Here is a 15,555-nt window from a genome sequence, read left to right on the forward strand (position 1 = left end):
ACGGCACGGTATGCCAGCGCCGCACCTCGATCCCGCACTCATCCGCCGACTGACCGACGACGGCGGCTACCGCCGAGGTGTGTCGTACCAGCGCTCCGGCATGGTCACCCGCACGTCCTGGGACGAGACCGAGCGGGTTCTCACCTCGGTGGTGGCTGGTTCTGCCGGCCACTCCTACCGGTGCACGATCCGCTTCACGACGACGGGGATCACGGACACCGTGGCGGCGACCGCCTGCAGCTGTCCGGTCGCGCACGGGTGCAAGCACGTCGTCGCGACGCTGCTGGTCAGCAACGACGACGCCCTGCTCACGGCGGCCGACAAGCCCGCGAGGCAGGCGCCACCCGCATGGCGGAGCCTGGTTCCGGCGGCGACGACGGAGACCGGTGCGGCGATCGCGCTCGGCGTCGAACTGCGCCAGCGCTCGAGCACCGGCGCTCATCAGTGGTCGCCGCGCCCGGTGCGTGCGGTCACCCCGCGCGATCTCGCTCGGGGGACGGGCGAACTGCTCCTCGGCATCCGCCCTCTTATGCGCAGCGCGTCCACCGGTTCGTGGATCCAGGGCGATGTCTCCTGGGACTCCGTGCGACGTTCGGCCGGGCTGTTCGGCCGGGAGCGCGTGCGCTGGTTCGCCGACCTGCTCAGCCTCTCGCGCGATTCGCTGCTGTCGGGCACGGCGGGGGACTGGCTCGCGATGGATCTCATCGAATCGGCGCTGCTGTGGGGGCATCTGCGTCAGGGAATCGCCCTCGGCATCCCCCTCGTCTCGACGCAGAAGAGCACCACTGTCGCGCTCGGCGAGACGGCATCGGTGTCTGCGGAGGTCGAGCGGGCCGTTGCCGGCGGCCTGGCCATCAGCGCCGAAGTCGTCATCGATGAGCGCGTCGTGCCGAGCGCGTCTGTGCGCGCCATCGGACATTCCGGCCTCTACGCCGCCGAATCGATCGGCAGCCGCATCGCTCTGACGCTGGCAGAGGTTCCCCTCAGCGACCCCGTGCACACTCTGCTCAGAGCACAGGAGCCGATCATCATTTCACCGGCTGATGAGCAAGCATTCCTGCGCGAGGCCTACCCGGCACTGGCCAGACAGACCCCGATCCGTACCGTCGGCTCCGTGAAGCTGCCCGCCGTACCGCAGCCGCAGGCCACCCTGCTCGTGACCTATCGTGCCGGTGACACGATCGACTACGCGTTCGAGTGGACGTACCCGGGCTACGAGCGGTTCCCCTTCGGGCCGACGTCGGATGCCGTGCGCGACACCGCCGCTGAGCGTGAGCGTCAGAGCGAGCTCGAACAGGTCTGGCGGGGGCTCTCCGACTCCGTCTTCGCCGCCTCTGGCACCCTGCGCGATGTCGATGCCGCCGAGTTCGTCGCCCATGTCGTCCCCGTTTTCCAGACGGCGGGAGTCCTGCTCGTGGAGAGCGGCAAGCGCAAGGACTACCGCGAGCTCACCGGCGCCCCGGAGATCACCGTCTCGACTGTCGAGAGCACCGACGCAGACTGGTTCGACCTCGGCGTCCTCGTGAAGATCGACGGGCGGACCATCCCGTTCACGCCGCTGTTCACGGCGATGACCAAGGGGCGACGCAAACTGCTGCTCGTCGACGGCAGCTACCTGTCGCTGAACCACCCCGCGCTCGACCGGCTGCGCGAACTCATCGACGAGGCATCCGAACTCGAGGAATGGGAGACGGGGCCGCGCATCAGCCGGTATCAGACCGACCTCTGGGAGGAGTTCGAAGATCTCGCCGACGAAGCCCTGCCTGCCGTGAGCTGGCGCGCCACGGCAGATGGGCTGCGGCAGGCCACGGGTGTTCCGTCGGCGCCCGTACCCGCGGGGCTCACCGGCGAACTGCGACCGTATCAGAAGGCCGGGTTCGACTGGCTCGCGTTCCTATGGGCTCACCGGCTGGGCGGCATCCTCGCCGATGACATGGGGCTGGGAAAGACCATCCAGCTGCTCTCGCTCGTGCTGCATGCGAAGGAGGCGGGGGACGACCGCCCGTTCCTCGTCGTGGCGCCGACCTCGGTGCTCGGATCGTGGCAGAGCGAAGCTGCCCGTTTCGCGCCCGGCCTGCGCGTTCGCGTCATCGACAGCAGCAGCGCGAAGCGCGACGCCATGGCGGATGCTGCGGAGCATGCCGACCTCGTCATCACCTCGTACACCCTCGTGCGCCTCGACGAGCGGGAATTCGCCCAGACTCGATGGGCCGGCCTCATCCTCGACGAGGCGCAGTTCGTGAAGAACCCGCAGACGAAACAGCACCGCGCCGTCGCGGCGCTGAACGCCGATGTGGTCTATGCCGTGAGCGGCACCCCGATGGAGAACAGCCTGACCGACCTGTGGGCGCTGCTGAAGCTCGCAGCCCCCGGACTCTTCGCCTCGGCGCGGAAATTTCGCGAGGAGTACGTGCAGCCGATAGAGAAGGGCAAGGTGCCCGAGAACGAAGAGGGCGGCGAATACCGTCGGCGTCGCCTCGAACGACTGCGTCGACGGATACGTCCGCTGATGCTCAGACGGACCAAGCAGCTCGTCGCGTCCGAGCTCCCCGACAAGCAGGAGCAGCACCTGCACATCGAGCTCAGCCCCGCCCACCGGGCGCTGTACGACACGGTCCTGCAGCGCGAACGGCAGAAGGTGCTCGGGCTGCTGGCCGACCTCGATCGCAACCGCTTCATCGTGTTCCGGTCGCTGACGATGCTGCGGCTGCTCAGCCTGTCTCCGGGTCTCGTCGATCCGGCCGACGCGAAGATCGGCTCACGCAAGCTGGACGCCCTGCTCGAACACATGCAGGAGCTGCGCGCCGAAGGGCACCGCGCGCTCGTCTTCAGCCAGTTCACGTCGTACCTGCGGGAGGCAGCGGAGCGTCTCGATCAGGCCGGCATCGCCTACGCCTACCTGGACGGCTCGACCCGGTCGCGCCGCGCGGTCATCGACGGGTTCCGGTCCGGCGAGCAGCCCGTGTTCCTCATCAGTCTGAAAGCGGGCGGTTTCGGTCTCACCCTCACCGAGGCCGACTACGTGTTCCTGCTGGACCCCTGGTGGAATCCGGCGGCAGAGGCACAGGCGGTCGACCGTACGCACCGGATTGGTCAGCAGAACCCGGTGATGGTGTACCGAATGATCTCCGAGGGCACGATCGAGGAGAAGGTCCTCGCGCTGCAGGAGCGCAAGGCCCGTCTGTTCACGGCGGTCATGGACGACGAGGAGATGTTCGCGCAGTCCCTCACCGCAGACGACATCCGCGGACTGTTCGAAGACTGAGGGCTTCCCGGCCGCGCTCGGCCGGCGCTGAGGAGCCCGCCGGTAGAATCGAGTGGTTCACCTCTGGAGGAATGCAATGCGGATCACCGGACTCGGCCACGCCGGGATGTTCATCGAGACGACGGGCGGAAACATCATCTGCGACCCCGTTCTCGGGCCTTCGTTCTTCGGCTCCTGGTTCCCGTTCCCCGACAACCGCGGTCTCGACTGGGAGCGTCTCGGCCGCGAAGCCGACTTCCTGTACGTGTCGCATCGGCATCGCGATCACTTCGACCCGAAGCTGCTGCAGCGTTACATCCGCAAGGACATCGAGGTGCTGCTGCCCGAGTACCCGATCGACGACCTCGAGCAGGACCTCCGTGCGCTCGGGTATTCGAACATCACCTACGCACCCGCCGGTCAGGTCATCGAGCGCGGCGAGCTGAAGATCATGATCACGCCGCTCCGTGCCCCCAGTGACGGTCCGATCGGCGACTCCTCGCTCAGCGTCGACGACGGCACGGCATCCGTCCTGAATCAGAACGACGCGCACCCGCTCGACCTCGACAAGCTGCTGCACTTCGGCAAGCCGGACGCCTACTTCACGCAGGTGTCCGGCGCGATCTGGTGGCCCATGGTCTACGACCTGCCGCTGGATGCCAAGCAGAACTTCGCGAAGCTCAAGCGCGATGCGCAGAACAAGCGGGCGATGTACTACATCGAGAAGGTCGACGCGCCGCACGTGTTCCCGATGGCCGGCCCGCCGATGTTCCTGCGCGACGAGCTGTTCGATTTCAACGGCCTGGGGCGCAACGGCGAATCGATTTTCACCGACCAGAAGCAGTTCCTCGCGCACATGAACGAGCTCGCACCGCAGTACGACGGCCAACTGTTCGTGCCGGGCACCGTCGTCACCCTCGAGAACCGCGAACTCGTCTCGATCGAGCAGTCGCTGTACACCGAAGCCGAGATCGCCCACATCTTCGACGAGAAGTGGGACTATCTCGAAGAGCAGCGCGCGAGCCGCCAGCAGGAGATCCGCGACGAAGAAGCCGAGCGGGCAGAGCCCCTGCCGGCCGCTGAGATCCTCGCCGAGCTCAAGGCCTGGTGGGAGCCGCTGCTGAAGAAGTCGCGCACCATCCGTCTCGGCGTGGGCGGCAACGTCCGCTTCCGCATCGGCGACCTGGACATGGTGGTCGATTTCCCCAAGGCGAAGGTCCGGGAGTACGCGGGGGAGGAGTGCATCTACTGGTACACGATCCCAGCCGACCTCGTCTCGACGAACATCCGCGACCGCGAGATCGACTGGTCGAACTCGATCTTCCTGTCGATGCAGTTCTCGGTCGGACGCAGCGGCAAGTTCAACGAGTTCCTCACCACGTTCCTCAAGTGCCTCTCGGTGGACCGCATCGAATACGTCGAGAACTGGTACTCCGAGCAGACCGATCAGACCGAGGATGCTGAGATCGGCGACTGGATCGTCCAGCGCCGCTGCCCGCACCTGCGCGCCGACCTCACCAAGACCGGCAAGGTCGACGAGGAGGGGATCCTGACGTGCAGCATGCACGACTGGAAGTGGGATCTGAAGACCGGCAGGTGTCTGACTACGACCGGCCACGAGATCCGCTCAGAGCGCTGCCCCGTCACCGATGAGGCGCTGAAGCTCGGCGCGTGATCAGAAACCCCACAAGCGGGTTCAGCACGATGAGTATCAGCCAGCTGAGCTTCGCGGTGTCCGCATCGACGTACAGTGCCACCGGCACAGAGGCGAGGAACACCACCGGCGTGACCAGAGCTCCGAGCGCCTCCAGACGATTCTGCCGGTCAGGCCGGGGCGGCACCTCGAGTCCCCGGGCACGGGCGACCTGATACATGATCGTCTGGGTCAGCGATACCGCCGCAATGTTGATGGCATAGAGCGCGGTCGGCACCGGCATCTCGGTGGTCACCGGATCGCTGATGCCCTGCGTGGTGAAGGCGATGAGGATCACCAGCGCGGTGGCGAGAAGGTTCAGCGCAGTGACCGGTCCGTCCATGCCGGAGAGCCGGCGCATCAGCCGCACGTTCGCCCGCCACACGACCGCGATGACGACGAAACTCAGCGCGAATCCCAGCAGCTGCGTCCCGGCGCCCGACGCGAGGAGGGCGTCGATACTCTCCCAGGCGGCGGCGGGCGGCGGATCGATATTCGCGATCAGGAGGGTCATGGCGAAGCCGTAGACCGCGTCGAACAGGGACACCCCGCGGCTGAACGGCATCGATTCCGTCGTGTCGACATCGATGGTTCGACGACGCGACGACGCGGCCCTGCTCTGCGAGACCTTGTCGTCGCTCATGCCGACAGCGTGGCAGTACACTGGCAGTGCAAGCAACCTTTAACACCGTCCAGAGAGGCGGAGAAGGGAGCGGCTGATGAGCGCACGCACCGTGCTGCACGACGCCGATATCTCGCGGGCGCTGACCCGCATCGCTCATGAGATCCTCGAATCCAACAAGGGCGCGGCCGATCTGGTGCTGCTGGGAATCCCCACGCGCGGCGTCGCTCTCGCCCAGCGCCTCGGCGCTCTCATCGAGTCGATCGCTCAGATGCCGGTGCCGATCGGCTCCCTCGATGTCACGCTGTTCCGCGATGATCTGGCCAAGCACCCCACCCGATCTCCGCAGCGCACCGAGATTCCGCCCGGGGGTGTGGACGGCAAGACGGTCGTCCTCGTCGACGATGTGCTCTTCTCCGGTCGCAGCATCCGCGCAGCACTCGACGCGATCCAGTCGATCGGGCGCCCCGCGATCGTGCGGCTGGCGATCCTCGTCGACCGCGGTCACCGCGAGCTGCCGATTCGGCCAGACTTCGTCGGCAAGAACATCCCGTCGGCCCGCACCGAACGCGTCAACGTGCGCTTGAGCGAGAACGACGGCGTGGATGAGGTGACGATCGGAGAATGAGACACCTTCTCGACACCCAGACCCTCGACCGCGCGACGGCTCTGCGCATCCTCGACGTCGCCGAGGACATGTCCGACACCCAGTCCCGCGAGGTCAAGAAGCTCCCGACCCTGCGCGGCAAGACCGTGGTGAACCTCTTCTTCGAGGATTCCACCCGCACCCGCATCTCCTTCGAAGCGGCCGCCAAGCGGCTCTCCGCCGACGTCATCAACTTCGCTGCCAAGGGTTCGAGCGTGTCGAAAGGCGAGAGCCTGAAGGACACCGCGCAGACGCTTGAAGCGATGGGAGCCGACGCCGTCGTCATCCGCCACGCCGCGTCCGGTGCCCCGCGCACACTCGCCACGAGCGGCTGGATCTCCGCCGGAGTCGTGAACGCCGGCGACGGTACCCACGAGCATCCGACCCAGGCGCTGCTGGACGCGTTCACGATCCGCAAGCGCCGGTTCGGTGCCGCCAGCCGCGGCCGCGATCTCGCCGGCATCCGCGTGGTCATCGTCGGCGACGTGCTGCATTCCCGCGTCGCCCGATCGAACGTGTGGCTGCTCGCGACGCTCGGCGCCGACGTCACTCTCGTGTCGCCGCCGACCCTGGTGCCGCAGAACATCGCGCACTGGCCGGTGCGCGTGCTCTACGACCTCGATGAGGCCCTCGCCGACGCACCGGATGCCGTCATGATGCTGCGCATTCAGCTCGAGCGCATGAACGCCGCGTATTTCCCGAGTGAGCGGGAGTATTCCCGCACCTGGGGGCTCGATGCCGTGCGCGCGGCGTCCCTGCCGAGCGATAGCATTGTGATGCACCCGGGGCCCATGAATCGCGGACTCGAGATCTCCTCCGAAGCCGCCGATTCACCCCGCTCCACGGTGCTCGAGCAGGTCACGAACGGAGTATCCGTGCGAATGGCAGTGCTCTACTTGCTGCTGGCGGGCGAACGAGACGACGAACGAGGGAGAGACCTGTGACCGAGACCCTCCTCATCACCGGTGCCGAGCTCGTCGGCACGGACAGGGCAGACATCATCGTCGAAGACGGCTCCATCGTCGAGATCGGCACGGGCCTGAGCCGCACCGGCGCACGGGTCATCGATGCCGACGGCCTCGTCGCCCTTCCCGGCCTCGTCGATCTGCACACGCACCTTCGCGAACCCGGCTACGAGGCCTCCGAGACGATTCTCACCGGAACGCGCGCGGCGGCAGCCGGCGGCTTCACGGCCGTCTTCGCCATGCCGAACACCTCTCCGGTGGCGGATTCCGCCGGCGTCGTCGAGCAGGAACTCGCACTCGGCGAGGCCGCGGGCTACGCCACCGTGCAGCCGATCGGCGCCGTCACCGTCGGGCAGCAGGGCGAGCGCCTCGCCGAACTCGGTGCGATGGCGAACTCCCGCGCGAAGGTCCGCGTCTTCAGCGACGACGGATTCTGCGTCTTCGACCCCCTGATCATGCGCCGCGCCCTCGAGTATGTGAAGGCGTTCGGCGGCGTCATCGCCCAGCACGCGCAGGATCCCCGCCTCACCGAGGGAGCCCAGATGAACGAGGGCGTCGTGTCGGCAGAGCTCGGTCTCGCCGGGTGGCCTGCGGTGGCCGAGGAGTCGATCATCGCCCGCGATGTGCTCCTCGCCGAGCACGTCGGCTCGCGCCTGCACGTGTGCCATCTCTCCACCGCCGGCTCGGTCGACATCATCCGCTGGGCCAAGAAGCGCGGCATCCAGGTGACCGCCGAGGTCACGCCGCACCACCTGCTGCTGACGGACGAACTCGTGCGCGGCTACGACGCGCGCTACAAGGTCAACCCGCCGCTGCGCCGCGAAGAGGACGTGCTCGCCGTCCGCGAGGGCCTGGCCGACGGCACGATCGACATCGTCGCCACGGACCACGCACCGCACCCCAGCGAGAGCAAGGCATGCGAGTGGCAGGCCGCGGCGAACGGCATGGTGGGCCTGGAGAGTGCCCTGCGCGTCGTCCACCAGTCGATGGTCCAGACCGGGCTGCTGGAGTGGCGTGACGTCGCCCGCGTGATGAGCACCGCTCCCGCACGCATCGGCATGCTCGATGGGCACGGCACCCCGCTCGAAGTCGGCCGCCCCGCGCAGATCACTTTGTACGACCCGAGCGTGAACGGCACGTTCACCGCCGACGACCTGCGCGGTCGCAGCGAGAACTCGCCGTACCTGGGGCGTGAGCTGCCGGGGCGCGTGGAGTGGACGATCCACGGCGGCGTCGTCACCCTGGCCGCCGGAACCGTCGCCGCGGAGCTGAACGGTGCGTGCGGTGCACTGAGCGACCGGAGGGTGTCGAAGTGAGCATGCGCGATATCGCCATCGCCATCACGATCGCCGTTGCCGTCCTCGTGCTGCTCACGATGCTGTTCGCCTGGCGTCGCCGACTGCGACGCGACTCGGTGCATACCGCACCGCTGGGCGTTCCCGAGCACGCCGAGGTCCTCAGCAGGCACGAGGTGCTCTACGTCTCGACGACGCGTCACGGAGAGCCCCTTGAGCGGCTCGCGATCAGGCCGCTGGCGTACCGGGCGCGCGGCGAGCTCGCCATCACCGATCGCGGCGCCGCCCTCTGCCTCGACGGTGCACCCACGGTGTTCCTCGCGAACGACCGGATCGCCGAAGTCGATCGCGCCACCGTCACGATCGACCGGGTCGTCGAGTCGGGCGGACTCGTCCGCATCGCGTGGCATGTGGATGCCGACACCATCGTCGACTCCTACCTGCGCCCCGCAGCAGGCGCACCGGACACCCTCATCTCTGAACTTCAGCGGCTCATCCCCGCACATGACACAGGAGCACCTTCGTGACCAGCGAAACACCTTCGAACCGGATGCCGGCAGCAGCCGTGCTCGTGCTGGAAGACGGCACCCGCTACCCCGGACGCGCCTACGGCGCGGTGGGCACTTCGCTCGGCGAGGTCGTCTTCGCGACCGGCATGTCCGGCTACCAGGAGACCCTCACCGATCCGTCGTACGCCGGGCAGATCGTCCTGCAGACCGCCCCGCACATCGGCAACACCGGGATGAACGACGAGGACACCGAATCCCGCCGCATCTGGGTCGCCGGCTATATCGTGCGCGACCCCTCGCGTGTCGTGTCGAACTGGCGCGCGAACGCCTCGCTCGATGACGTGCTCGTCCGCGACGGCATCGTCGGAATCTCCGGCCTCGACACCCGCGCCGTCACACGCCGCATCCGCTCGGACGGTTCTATGCGCGGCGGCATCTTCTCCGGCCCCGACGCCGACCTCGAGCCCGAGGAACAGCTGCGCCGCGTGCAGCGGGCCCCTGCGATGAGCGGCCAGAATCTGTCCGCTCAGGTGTCCGTCGACGTCGCCACCGTCACGACGGCCCTGGGGGACCGCATCGGCAACCTCGCCGTCCTCGACCTCGGCGTGAAGCAGGCGACTATCGACAACCTCGCCGCCCGCGGTTTCGAGGTGCATGTGTTGCCGCAGACATCCACGATCGACCAGATCCGGGCGATCGACCCTGTGGCGGTGTTCTACTCCAACGGGCCGGGCGACCCGGCGGCATCCGGCGACCACGTCGAGCTGCTGCGGGCGGTGCTCGACGACGGGCTGCCGTTCTTCGGCATCTGCTTCGGCAACCAGCTGCTCGGCCGCGCCCTGGGCCTGGGCACCTACAAGCTGCCCTTCGGTCACCGCGGCATCAACCAGCCCGTTCTCGACAAGTCCACCGGGAAGGTGGAGATCACCGCCCACAACCACGGCTTCGCCGTCGAGGCGCCCCTGGAGGGCACGTTCGACAGCCCGAACGGCTACGGCCGCGTCGAGGTCAGCCACATCGGACTCAACGACAATGTCGTCGAGGGGCTCCGCGCCCTCGACATCCCGGCGTTCTCCGTGCAGTACCACCCCGAGGCTGCCGCCGGCCCGCACGACGCCAACTACCTCTTCGACCGGTTCGCAGACCTGGTCCGCGACAACAAGGACAGCAAGTAATGCCCAAGCGCGACGACATCAACTCCGTCCTCGTCATCGGCTCCGGCCCGATCGTCATCGGTCAGGCCTGCGAGTTCGACTACTCCGGCACCCAGGCGTGCCGCGTGCTGCGCGAAGAGGGCGTGCGCGTCATCCTCGTCAACTCCAACCCGGCCACGATCATGACCGACCCCGACTTCGCCGACGCGACCTACATCGAGCCGATCACCTGGCAGGTCATCGAGACGATCATCGCCAAGGAGCGTCCTGATGCGATCCTTCCCACGCTGGGCGGACAGACGGCTCTGAACGCCGCCATCGAACTCCACAACCACGGCATCCTCGAGAAGTACGACATCGAGCTGATCGGGGCGAACTTCGAGGCGATCAACAAGGGCGAGGACCGCCAGATCTTCAAGGAGCTCGTCCTCGAGGCCGGTGCCGACGTCGCGGCATCCGTCATCTGCCACACCATGGATGAGCTCATCGACGGTGCCGAGAAGCTCGGCTACCCGCTGGTCGTCCGCCCGAGCTTCACCATGGGCGGGCTCGGCTCCGGCTTCGCGTACGACGAGGAGGACCTCCGCCGCATCGGCGGCGCGGGCCTGCACGACTCGCCGACGAACGAAGTGCTGCTCGAGGAGTCGATCCTGGGCTGGAAGGAGTACGAGCTCGAGCTCATGCGCGACACGGCCGACAACACGGTCGTGGTCTGCTCGATCGAGAACGTCGACCCGGTCGGGGTGCATACCGGCGACTCGATCACCGTCGCTCCGGCTCTGACGCTGACCGACCGCGAGTACCAGAAGCTGCGCGACATCGGCATCGACATCATCCGTGCCGTCGGCGTCGACACCGGCGGCTGCAACATCCAGTTCGCGGTGAACCCCGAGAACGGGCGCATCATCGTCATCGAGATGAACCCGCGCGTGTCGCGCTCATCCGCTCTGGCCTCCAAGGCGACCGGCTTCCCGATCGCCAAGCTCGCCGCCAAGCTCGCCCTCGGCTACCGCCTGGACGAGATCCCGAACGACATCACCGGCGTGACGCCGGCGAGCTTCGAGCCCACGCTCGACTACGTCGTCGTGAAGGTGCCGCGCTTCGCCTTCGAAAAGTTCCCGGCGGCGGATGCCACGCTCACGACGACCATGAAGTCGGTCGGCGAGGCGATGGCGATCGGCCGCAACTACGCCACTGCGCTGCAGAAGGCACTGCGGTCGCTGGAGAAGCGCGGTTCCAGCTTCCACTGGGGCGAGGAGCCCCGCTCGGTGGAGGAGCTGCTCGAGATATCGAAGACCCCGACCGACGGACGGATCGTCGTGCTGCAGCAGGCGCTGCGCAAGGGCGCGACGATCGAGCAGGCTTTCGACGCCACGGCGATGGACCCCTGGTTCCTCGACCAGATCGTCCTCATCAACGAGGTCGCCGAGACCGTGCGCACCGCGGGCGAGCTCAGCGCCGACGTGCTGCGGTACGCGAAGGAGCACGGCTTCTCCGACAGCCAGATCGCTCAGCTGCGGGGGGCGGACGAGGCAGAGATCCGCGGCGTCCGTCATGGCCTCGGCATCCGCCCGGTCTACAAGACGGTCGACACCTGCGCCGGCGAGTTCCCGGCGCTGACCCCGTACCACTACTCGAGCTACGACTTCGAGACCGAGGTCGCACCGTCCGAGCGCACGAAGGTGGTCATCATCGGCTCGGGACCGAACCGCATCGGGCAGGGCGTCGAGTTCGACTACTCCTGCGTGCACGCGTCGTTCGCGCTCTCGGATGCCGGCTACGAGACCGTCATGGTCAACTGCAACCCCGAGACCGTGTCGACCGACTACGACACCTCCGACCGCCTGTACTTCGAGCCGCTGACGCTCGAAGACGTGCTCGAGGTGCTCGACGCCGAAGCCGCCAGCGGCACCATCCTCGGCGTCGTCTGCCAACTGGGTGGCCAGACGCCGCTCGGGCTCGCGAAGGGCATCGAGGCGGCGGGCTACGCTGTCCTCGGCACCAGCCCCGCCGCGATCGACATCGCCGAGGAGCGCGAACTGTTCTCGCAGCTGCTGAACTCGGCCGGACTCATCGCCCCGCGGCACGGCACGGCGATCGATGCGGACGGCGCCGTCGCGATCGCCGAGGACATCGGGTACCCGGTGCTGGTGCGCCCGAGCTTCGTGCTCGGCGGCCGCGGCATGGAGATCGTCTACGACACCCCGAGCCTGCGCGACTACTTCGTGCGCACGGCCGGCGAGGTCATCGTCGGACCCGGTACGCCGCTGCTCGTGGACCGCTTCCTCGATGACGCGATCGAGCTCGACGTCGACGCCCTCTACGACGGACACGAGCTGTACATCGGCGGCGTCATGGAGCACCTCGAAGAGGCCGGCATCCACTCCGGCGATTCAAGCTGCACACTGCCGCCGATGTCGCTGGGACGCAGCGATATCGACCGCGTCCGCGAAGCGACGCTCGCGATCGCCGAGGGCGTCGGCGTCCGGGGCCTGCTGAACGTCCAGTTCGCGATCAGCGCCGGCGTGCTCTACGTCATCGAGGCGAACCCGCGCGCCAGCCGCACGGTGCCGTTCGTGTCGAAGGCGCTCGGCATTCCGATGGCCAAGGCCGCCAGCCGCATCATGGTCGGCGCCACGATCGCCGAGTTGAAGGATGAGGGGCTGCTGCCCGCCGCCGACGGTTCGCGTGTTCCGATGGATGCGCCGGTGTCCGTCAAGGAGGCCGTGCTGCCGTTCAAGCGGTTCCGCACCAAGGACGGCAAGATCGTCGACTCGGTCCTCGGTCCGGAGATGCGCTCGACCGGCGAGGTCATGGGCATCGACAAGGACTTCCCGACCGCGTTCGCGAAGAGCCAGGCTGCAGCCTACGGCGGCATGCCGACTTCGGGCACCGTGTTCATCTCGGTCGCCGACGCCGACAAGCGCGCCGTGATCCTTCCGGCCCACCGGCTGCAGCAGCTCGGCTTCACGCTCGTCGCGACCGAGGGCACCGCCGAGATCCTCTCGCGCAACGGCATCGCGGTGAAGGTCGTCCAGAAGTACAGCGAGACGCAGCACGAGGGCGGCGGCGAGAACGTCGTGGATCTCATCAACGACGGGAAGATCGACATTGTCGTGAACACGCCCTCCGGGGGAGCGGCGCGCGCAGATGGCTATGAGATCCGGGCGGCCGCGGTCGCGGCGGACAAGGCCCTGTTCACGACGATCGCTGTGCTGGGCGCCGCGGTCGGCGGGATGGATGCCCTCGACGAGGGTTTCGCGGTCAGGAGCCTGCAGGAGTACGCCCTCGACCGTCAGGCCGCCCTGTGACCCAGCGACAGACGACGCCGCGATTCGGCGAGCGCATCCGCGCGGCACTGGCAGCTCGGGGGCCGCTCTGCGTCGGCATCGACCCGCACGCGGCGCTGCTGACGTCATGGGGACTGCCGGATTCGGCGGCGGGCGTGCGCGAATTCGGCCTGCGGACCGTGGATGCGGCGGCATCCCGCGTCGGCGTCGTGAAGCCGCAAGTGTCGTTCTTCGAGCGCTTCGGATCAGCCGGATTCACCGCCCTAGAAGATGTTCTGCAGGCAGCGCGCGACGCAGGACTCCTCGTGATCGCTGATGCGAAGCGGGGCGACATCGGGACAACGATGGACGCCTACGCGTCCGCCTGGCTCACCCCCGGTTCGCCGCTAGAAGCGGACGCCCTGACGGTGAACCCCTTCCTCGGAGTCGGCACTCTCGACAGCACCTTCGCGCGCGCGGAAAGCAGCGGCAAGGGCCTCTTCGTGCTCGCCGCGACGAGCAACCCCGAGGCATCCGATGTGCAGCAGGCTCAAACCGGCGCGTCTCAGACCGTTTCCGCTGAGATCGTTGCCCAGGTGAGCACCCGCAACGCGCAGAGCACCCCGTCCGGAGAGTGGGGGAGTCTCGGGTTCGTGATCGGGGCGACGGTCGACTGGACCGATGCCGGCCTCACGCCCTTCCGCCCCTCAGCGCCCATCCTGGCCCCCGGCTTCGGCGCCCAGGGCGCCGGCGCCGCCGACCTGCGGGCACGCTTCGGCCCCTCTGCGGGTATGGTCGTCGCCGCAGAGAGCCGCAGCATCCTCTCCGCTGGTCCGGAAGGCCTCGGCGCGGCGATCGAGACACGCATCGCTGACTATCGGAAGGTGATCGATGTCTGAGCGGCCTGATTCCGCACCTCCTGCTCAAGAGCGCACCGTCCCGGAGGTGGATCGGGCGGCAGCAGCCCGCCGTGCCGTAGAGCGCCGCCGCGCACGTGCAGCGCTCAAGCGCGACTTGACCACACGGGTGATCAGCCCGCAGACGGTCGCCGCCCGCGCCTTCGACGATGCGGACTCGGTGTCGGGATCCATGCGCATCACCGACTTCCTGCTCGCGCTCCCGGCGATCGGCGTCGGCAAGCGCGACCGCATTCTGCACGATCTGGACATCTCGCCGGTCAAACGCCTCGGCGGGCTCGGTGTGCGCCAGCGCGCGAGCTTGATCCACTGGTTGGACGAGCGCTTCCCGGCGTCTCCGCCGCGCACAGGCCGCAGCAGACTTCTCGTGCTCGCCGGTCCCACGGCTGTCGGCAAGGGCACGGTCGCCGGTCACATCCGCGAGCACCACCCCGAGATCCACCTGTCGGTCTCGGCCACCACCCGCGCGCCGCGCCCCGGCGAGATCGACGGAGTGCACTACTACTTCGTCGACGACGTCGAGTTCGACCGGCTCATCGACGACGGTGAGCTCCTCGAGCACGCCGTCGTCCACAACCGCTCGCGCTACGGCACGCCACGCGCGCCCATCGACGCGGCACTGGCGGCCGGAAAGACCGTGCTCCTCGAGATCGACCTGCAGGGTGCACGGCAGGTGCGAGCCGCTGAGCCCTCGGCGACCCTCATCTTCCTGCTGCCGCCTTCGTGGGACGAACTGGTCCATCGCCTCGTCGGCCGCGGCACCGAAGATGAGGAAGAACGCGCGCGCAGATTGCGCACGGCGAAGGTCGAACTGGCCGCTCAGAACGAGTTCGATTACCGCATCGTGAACCAGGACGTCGCCGCAGCAGCGCGGGAGGTCGTAGAATTGTCTGAGGCGACTGCGCGCTGAACGTTCTCGCGTGCCCGCCGATTCGACTTCGCGACGAACCCGTCGCCTGATCTGGAGGTCCCACCATGGCCGGACACCACACCAAGGGCATCATCGATCCGCCCATCGACAACCTGCTCGACCGCGTCGAGTCGAAGTACGAACTGGTCATCTACGCGTCCAAGCGCGCACGCCAGATCAACGACTACTACGCCGACCTCCACGAGGGAAACCTGTTCGACAACGTCGGGCCGCTGGTCGACTCTTCTGTTGAGGACAAGCCGCTGACCATCGCGCTGCACGAGATCAACGAGGACAAGCTGCGCCTTCGCCACGTCGAGTGAAGCAGCGT

12 protein-coding genes are annotated in these 15,555 nt (G+C 67.7%); 11 read left to right on the top strand and 1 reads right to left on the bottom strand.

Annotated features, from left to right (window positions below; all coding sequences use genetic code 11):
• Positions 1-10: 10 nt before the first annotated feature.
• Both ACTICP_RS02630 and ACTICP_RS02635 read left to right on the top strand, forming a co-directional pair.
• Positions 11-3,265 carry a DEAD/DEAH box helicase gene (locus ACTICP_RS02630; protein WP_441889218.1) on the top strand — a complete coding sequence of 1,085 codons (3,255 nt, stop codon included), beginning with the start codon at positions 11-13 and terminating at the stop codon, positions 3,263-3,265.
• A gap of 76 nt (positions 3,266-3,341) precedes the next feature.
• Complete coding sequence (locus ACTICP_RS02635) at positions 3,342-4,919, top strand: Rieske 2Fe-2S domain-containing protein (RefSeq protein WP_441889220.1); 1,578 nt, start codon at positions 3,342-3,344, stop codon at positions 4,917-4,919.
• Here the strand turns inward: ACTICP_RS02635 and ACTICP_RS02640 are convergent.
• A complete protein-coding gene (locus ACTICP_RS02640; protein WP_441889222.1) occupies positions 4,888-5,580 on the bottom strand; it encodes a TMEM175 family protein in 693 nt (230 codons plus the stop codon). The genes ACTICP_RS02635 and ACTICP_RS02640 overlap by 32 nt on opposite strands.
• A 76-nt stretch (positions 5,581-5,656) precedes the next feature.
• On the opposite strand from ACTICP_RS02640, the gene pyrR reads away from it, so the two are divergent.
• From pyrR to rpoZ, 9 genes are all read left to right on the top strand, one after another.
• Positions 5,657-6,187, top strand: coding sequence for a bifunctional pyr operon transcriptional regulator/uracil phosphoribosyltransferase PyrR (gene pyrR, locus ACTICP_RS02645; protein ID WP_441889224.1), 531 nt, complete (start codon positions 5,657-5,659; stop codon positions 6,185-6,187).
• A complete protein-coding gene (locus ACTICP_RS02650; protein ID WP_441889226.1) occupies positions 6,184-7,149 on the top strand; it encodes an aspartate carbamoyltransferase catalytic subunit in 966 nt (321 codons plus the stop codon). The genes pyrR and ACTICP_RS02650 overlap by 4 nt, the downstream gene beginning before the upstream one ends.
• A complete protein-coding gene (locus ACTICP_RS02655; RefSeq protein ID WP_441889228.1) occupies positions 7,146-8,486 on the top strand; it encodes a dihydroorotase in 1,341 nt (446 codons plus the stop codon). The genes ACTICP_RS02650 and ACTICP_RS02655 overlap by 4 nt, the downstream gene beginning before the upstream one ends.
• Before the next feature lie 2 nt (positions 8,487-8,488).
• A complete protein-coding gene (locus ACTICP_RS02660) occupies positions 8,489-8,992 on the top strand; it encodes a PH-like domain-containing protein (protein ID WP_441889300.1) in 504 nt (167 codons plus the stop codon).
• A gap of 23 nt (positions 8,993-9,015) precedes the next feature.
• Positions 9,016-10,149, top strand: coding sequence for a glutamine-hydrolyzing carbamoyl-phosphate synthase small subunit (gene carA, locus ACTICP_RS02665; RefSeq protein ID WP_441889302.1), 1,134 nt, complete (start codon positions 9,016-9,018; stop codon positions 10,147-10,149).
• On the top strand, positions 10,149-13,439 hold the full coding sequence (gene carB, locus ACTICP_RS02670; RefSeq protein WP_441889230.1) for a carbamoyl-phosphate synthase large subunit: 3,291 nt from the start codon (positions 10,149-10,151) through the stop codon (positions 13,437-13,439). The genes carA and carB overlap by 1 nt, the downstream gene beginning before the upstream one ends.
• Entirely contained in the window at positions 13,436-14,296 is an 861-nt protein-coding gene (gene pyrF / locus ACTICP_RS02675; protein ID WP_441889232.1) for an orotidine-5'-phosphate decarboxylase, read from the top strand. Before carB ends, pyrF begins: the two co-directional genes overlap by 4 nt.
• Complete coding sequence (gene gmk, locus ACTICP_RS02680; RefSeq protein ID WP_441889234.1) at positions 14,289-15,224, top strand: guanylate kinase; 936 nt, start codon at positions 14,289-14,291, stop codon at positions 15,222-15,224. The genes pyrF and gmk overlap by 8 nt, the downstream gene beginning before the upstream one ends.
• Before the next feature lie 65 nt (positions 15,225-15,289).
• Complete coding sequence (gene rpoZ, locus ACTICP_RS02685) at positions 15,290-15,547, top strand: DNA-directed RNA polymerase subunit omega (RefSeq protein WP_144796134.1); 258 nt, start codon at positions 15,290-15,292, stop codon at positions 15,545-15,547.
• Positions 15,548-15,555 lie beyond the last annotated feature (8 nt).

The sequence above is a fragment of the Microbacterium sp. genome (genome assembly GCF_052102115.1).
Taxonomy (GTDB): domain Bacteria; phylum Actinomycetota; class Actinomycetes; order Actinomycetales; family Microbacteriaceae; genus Microbacterium.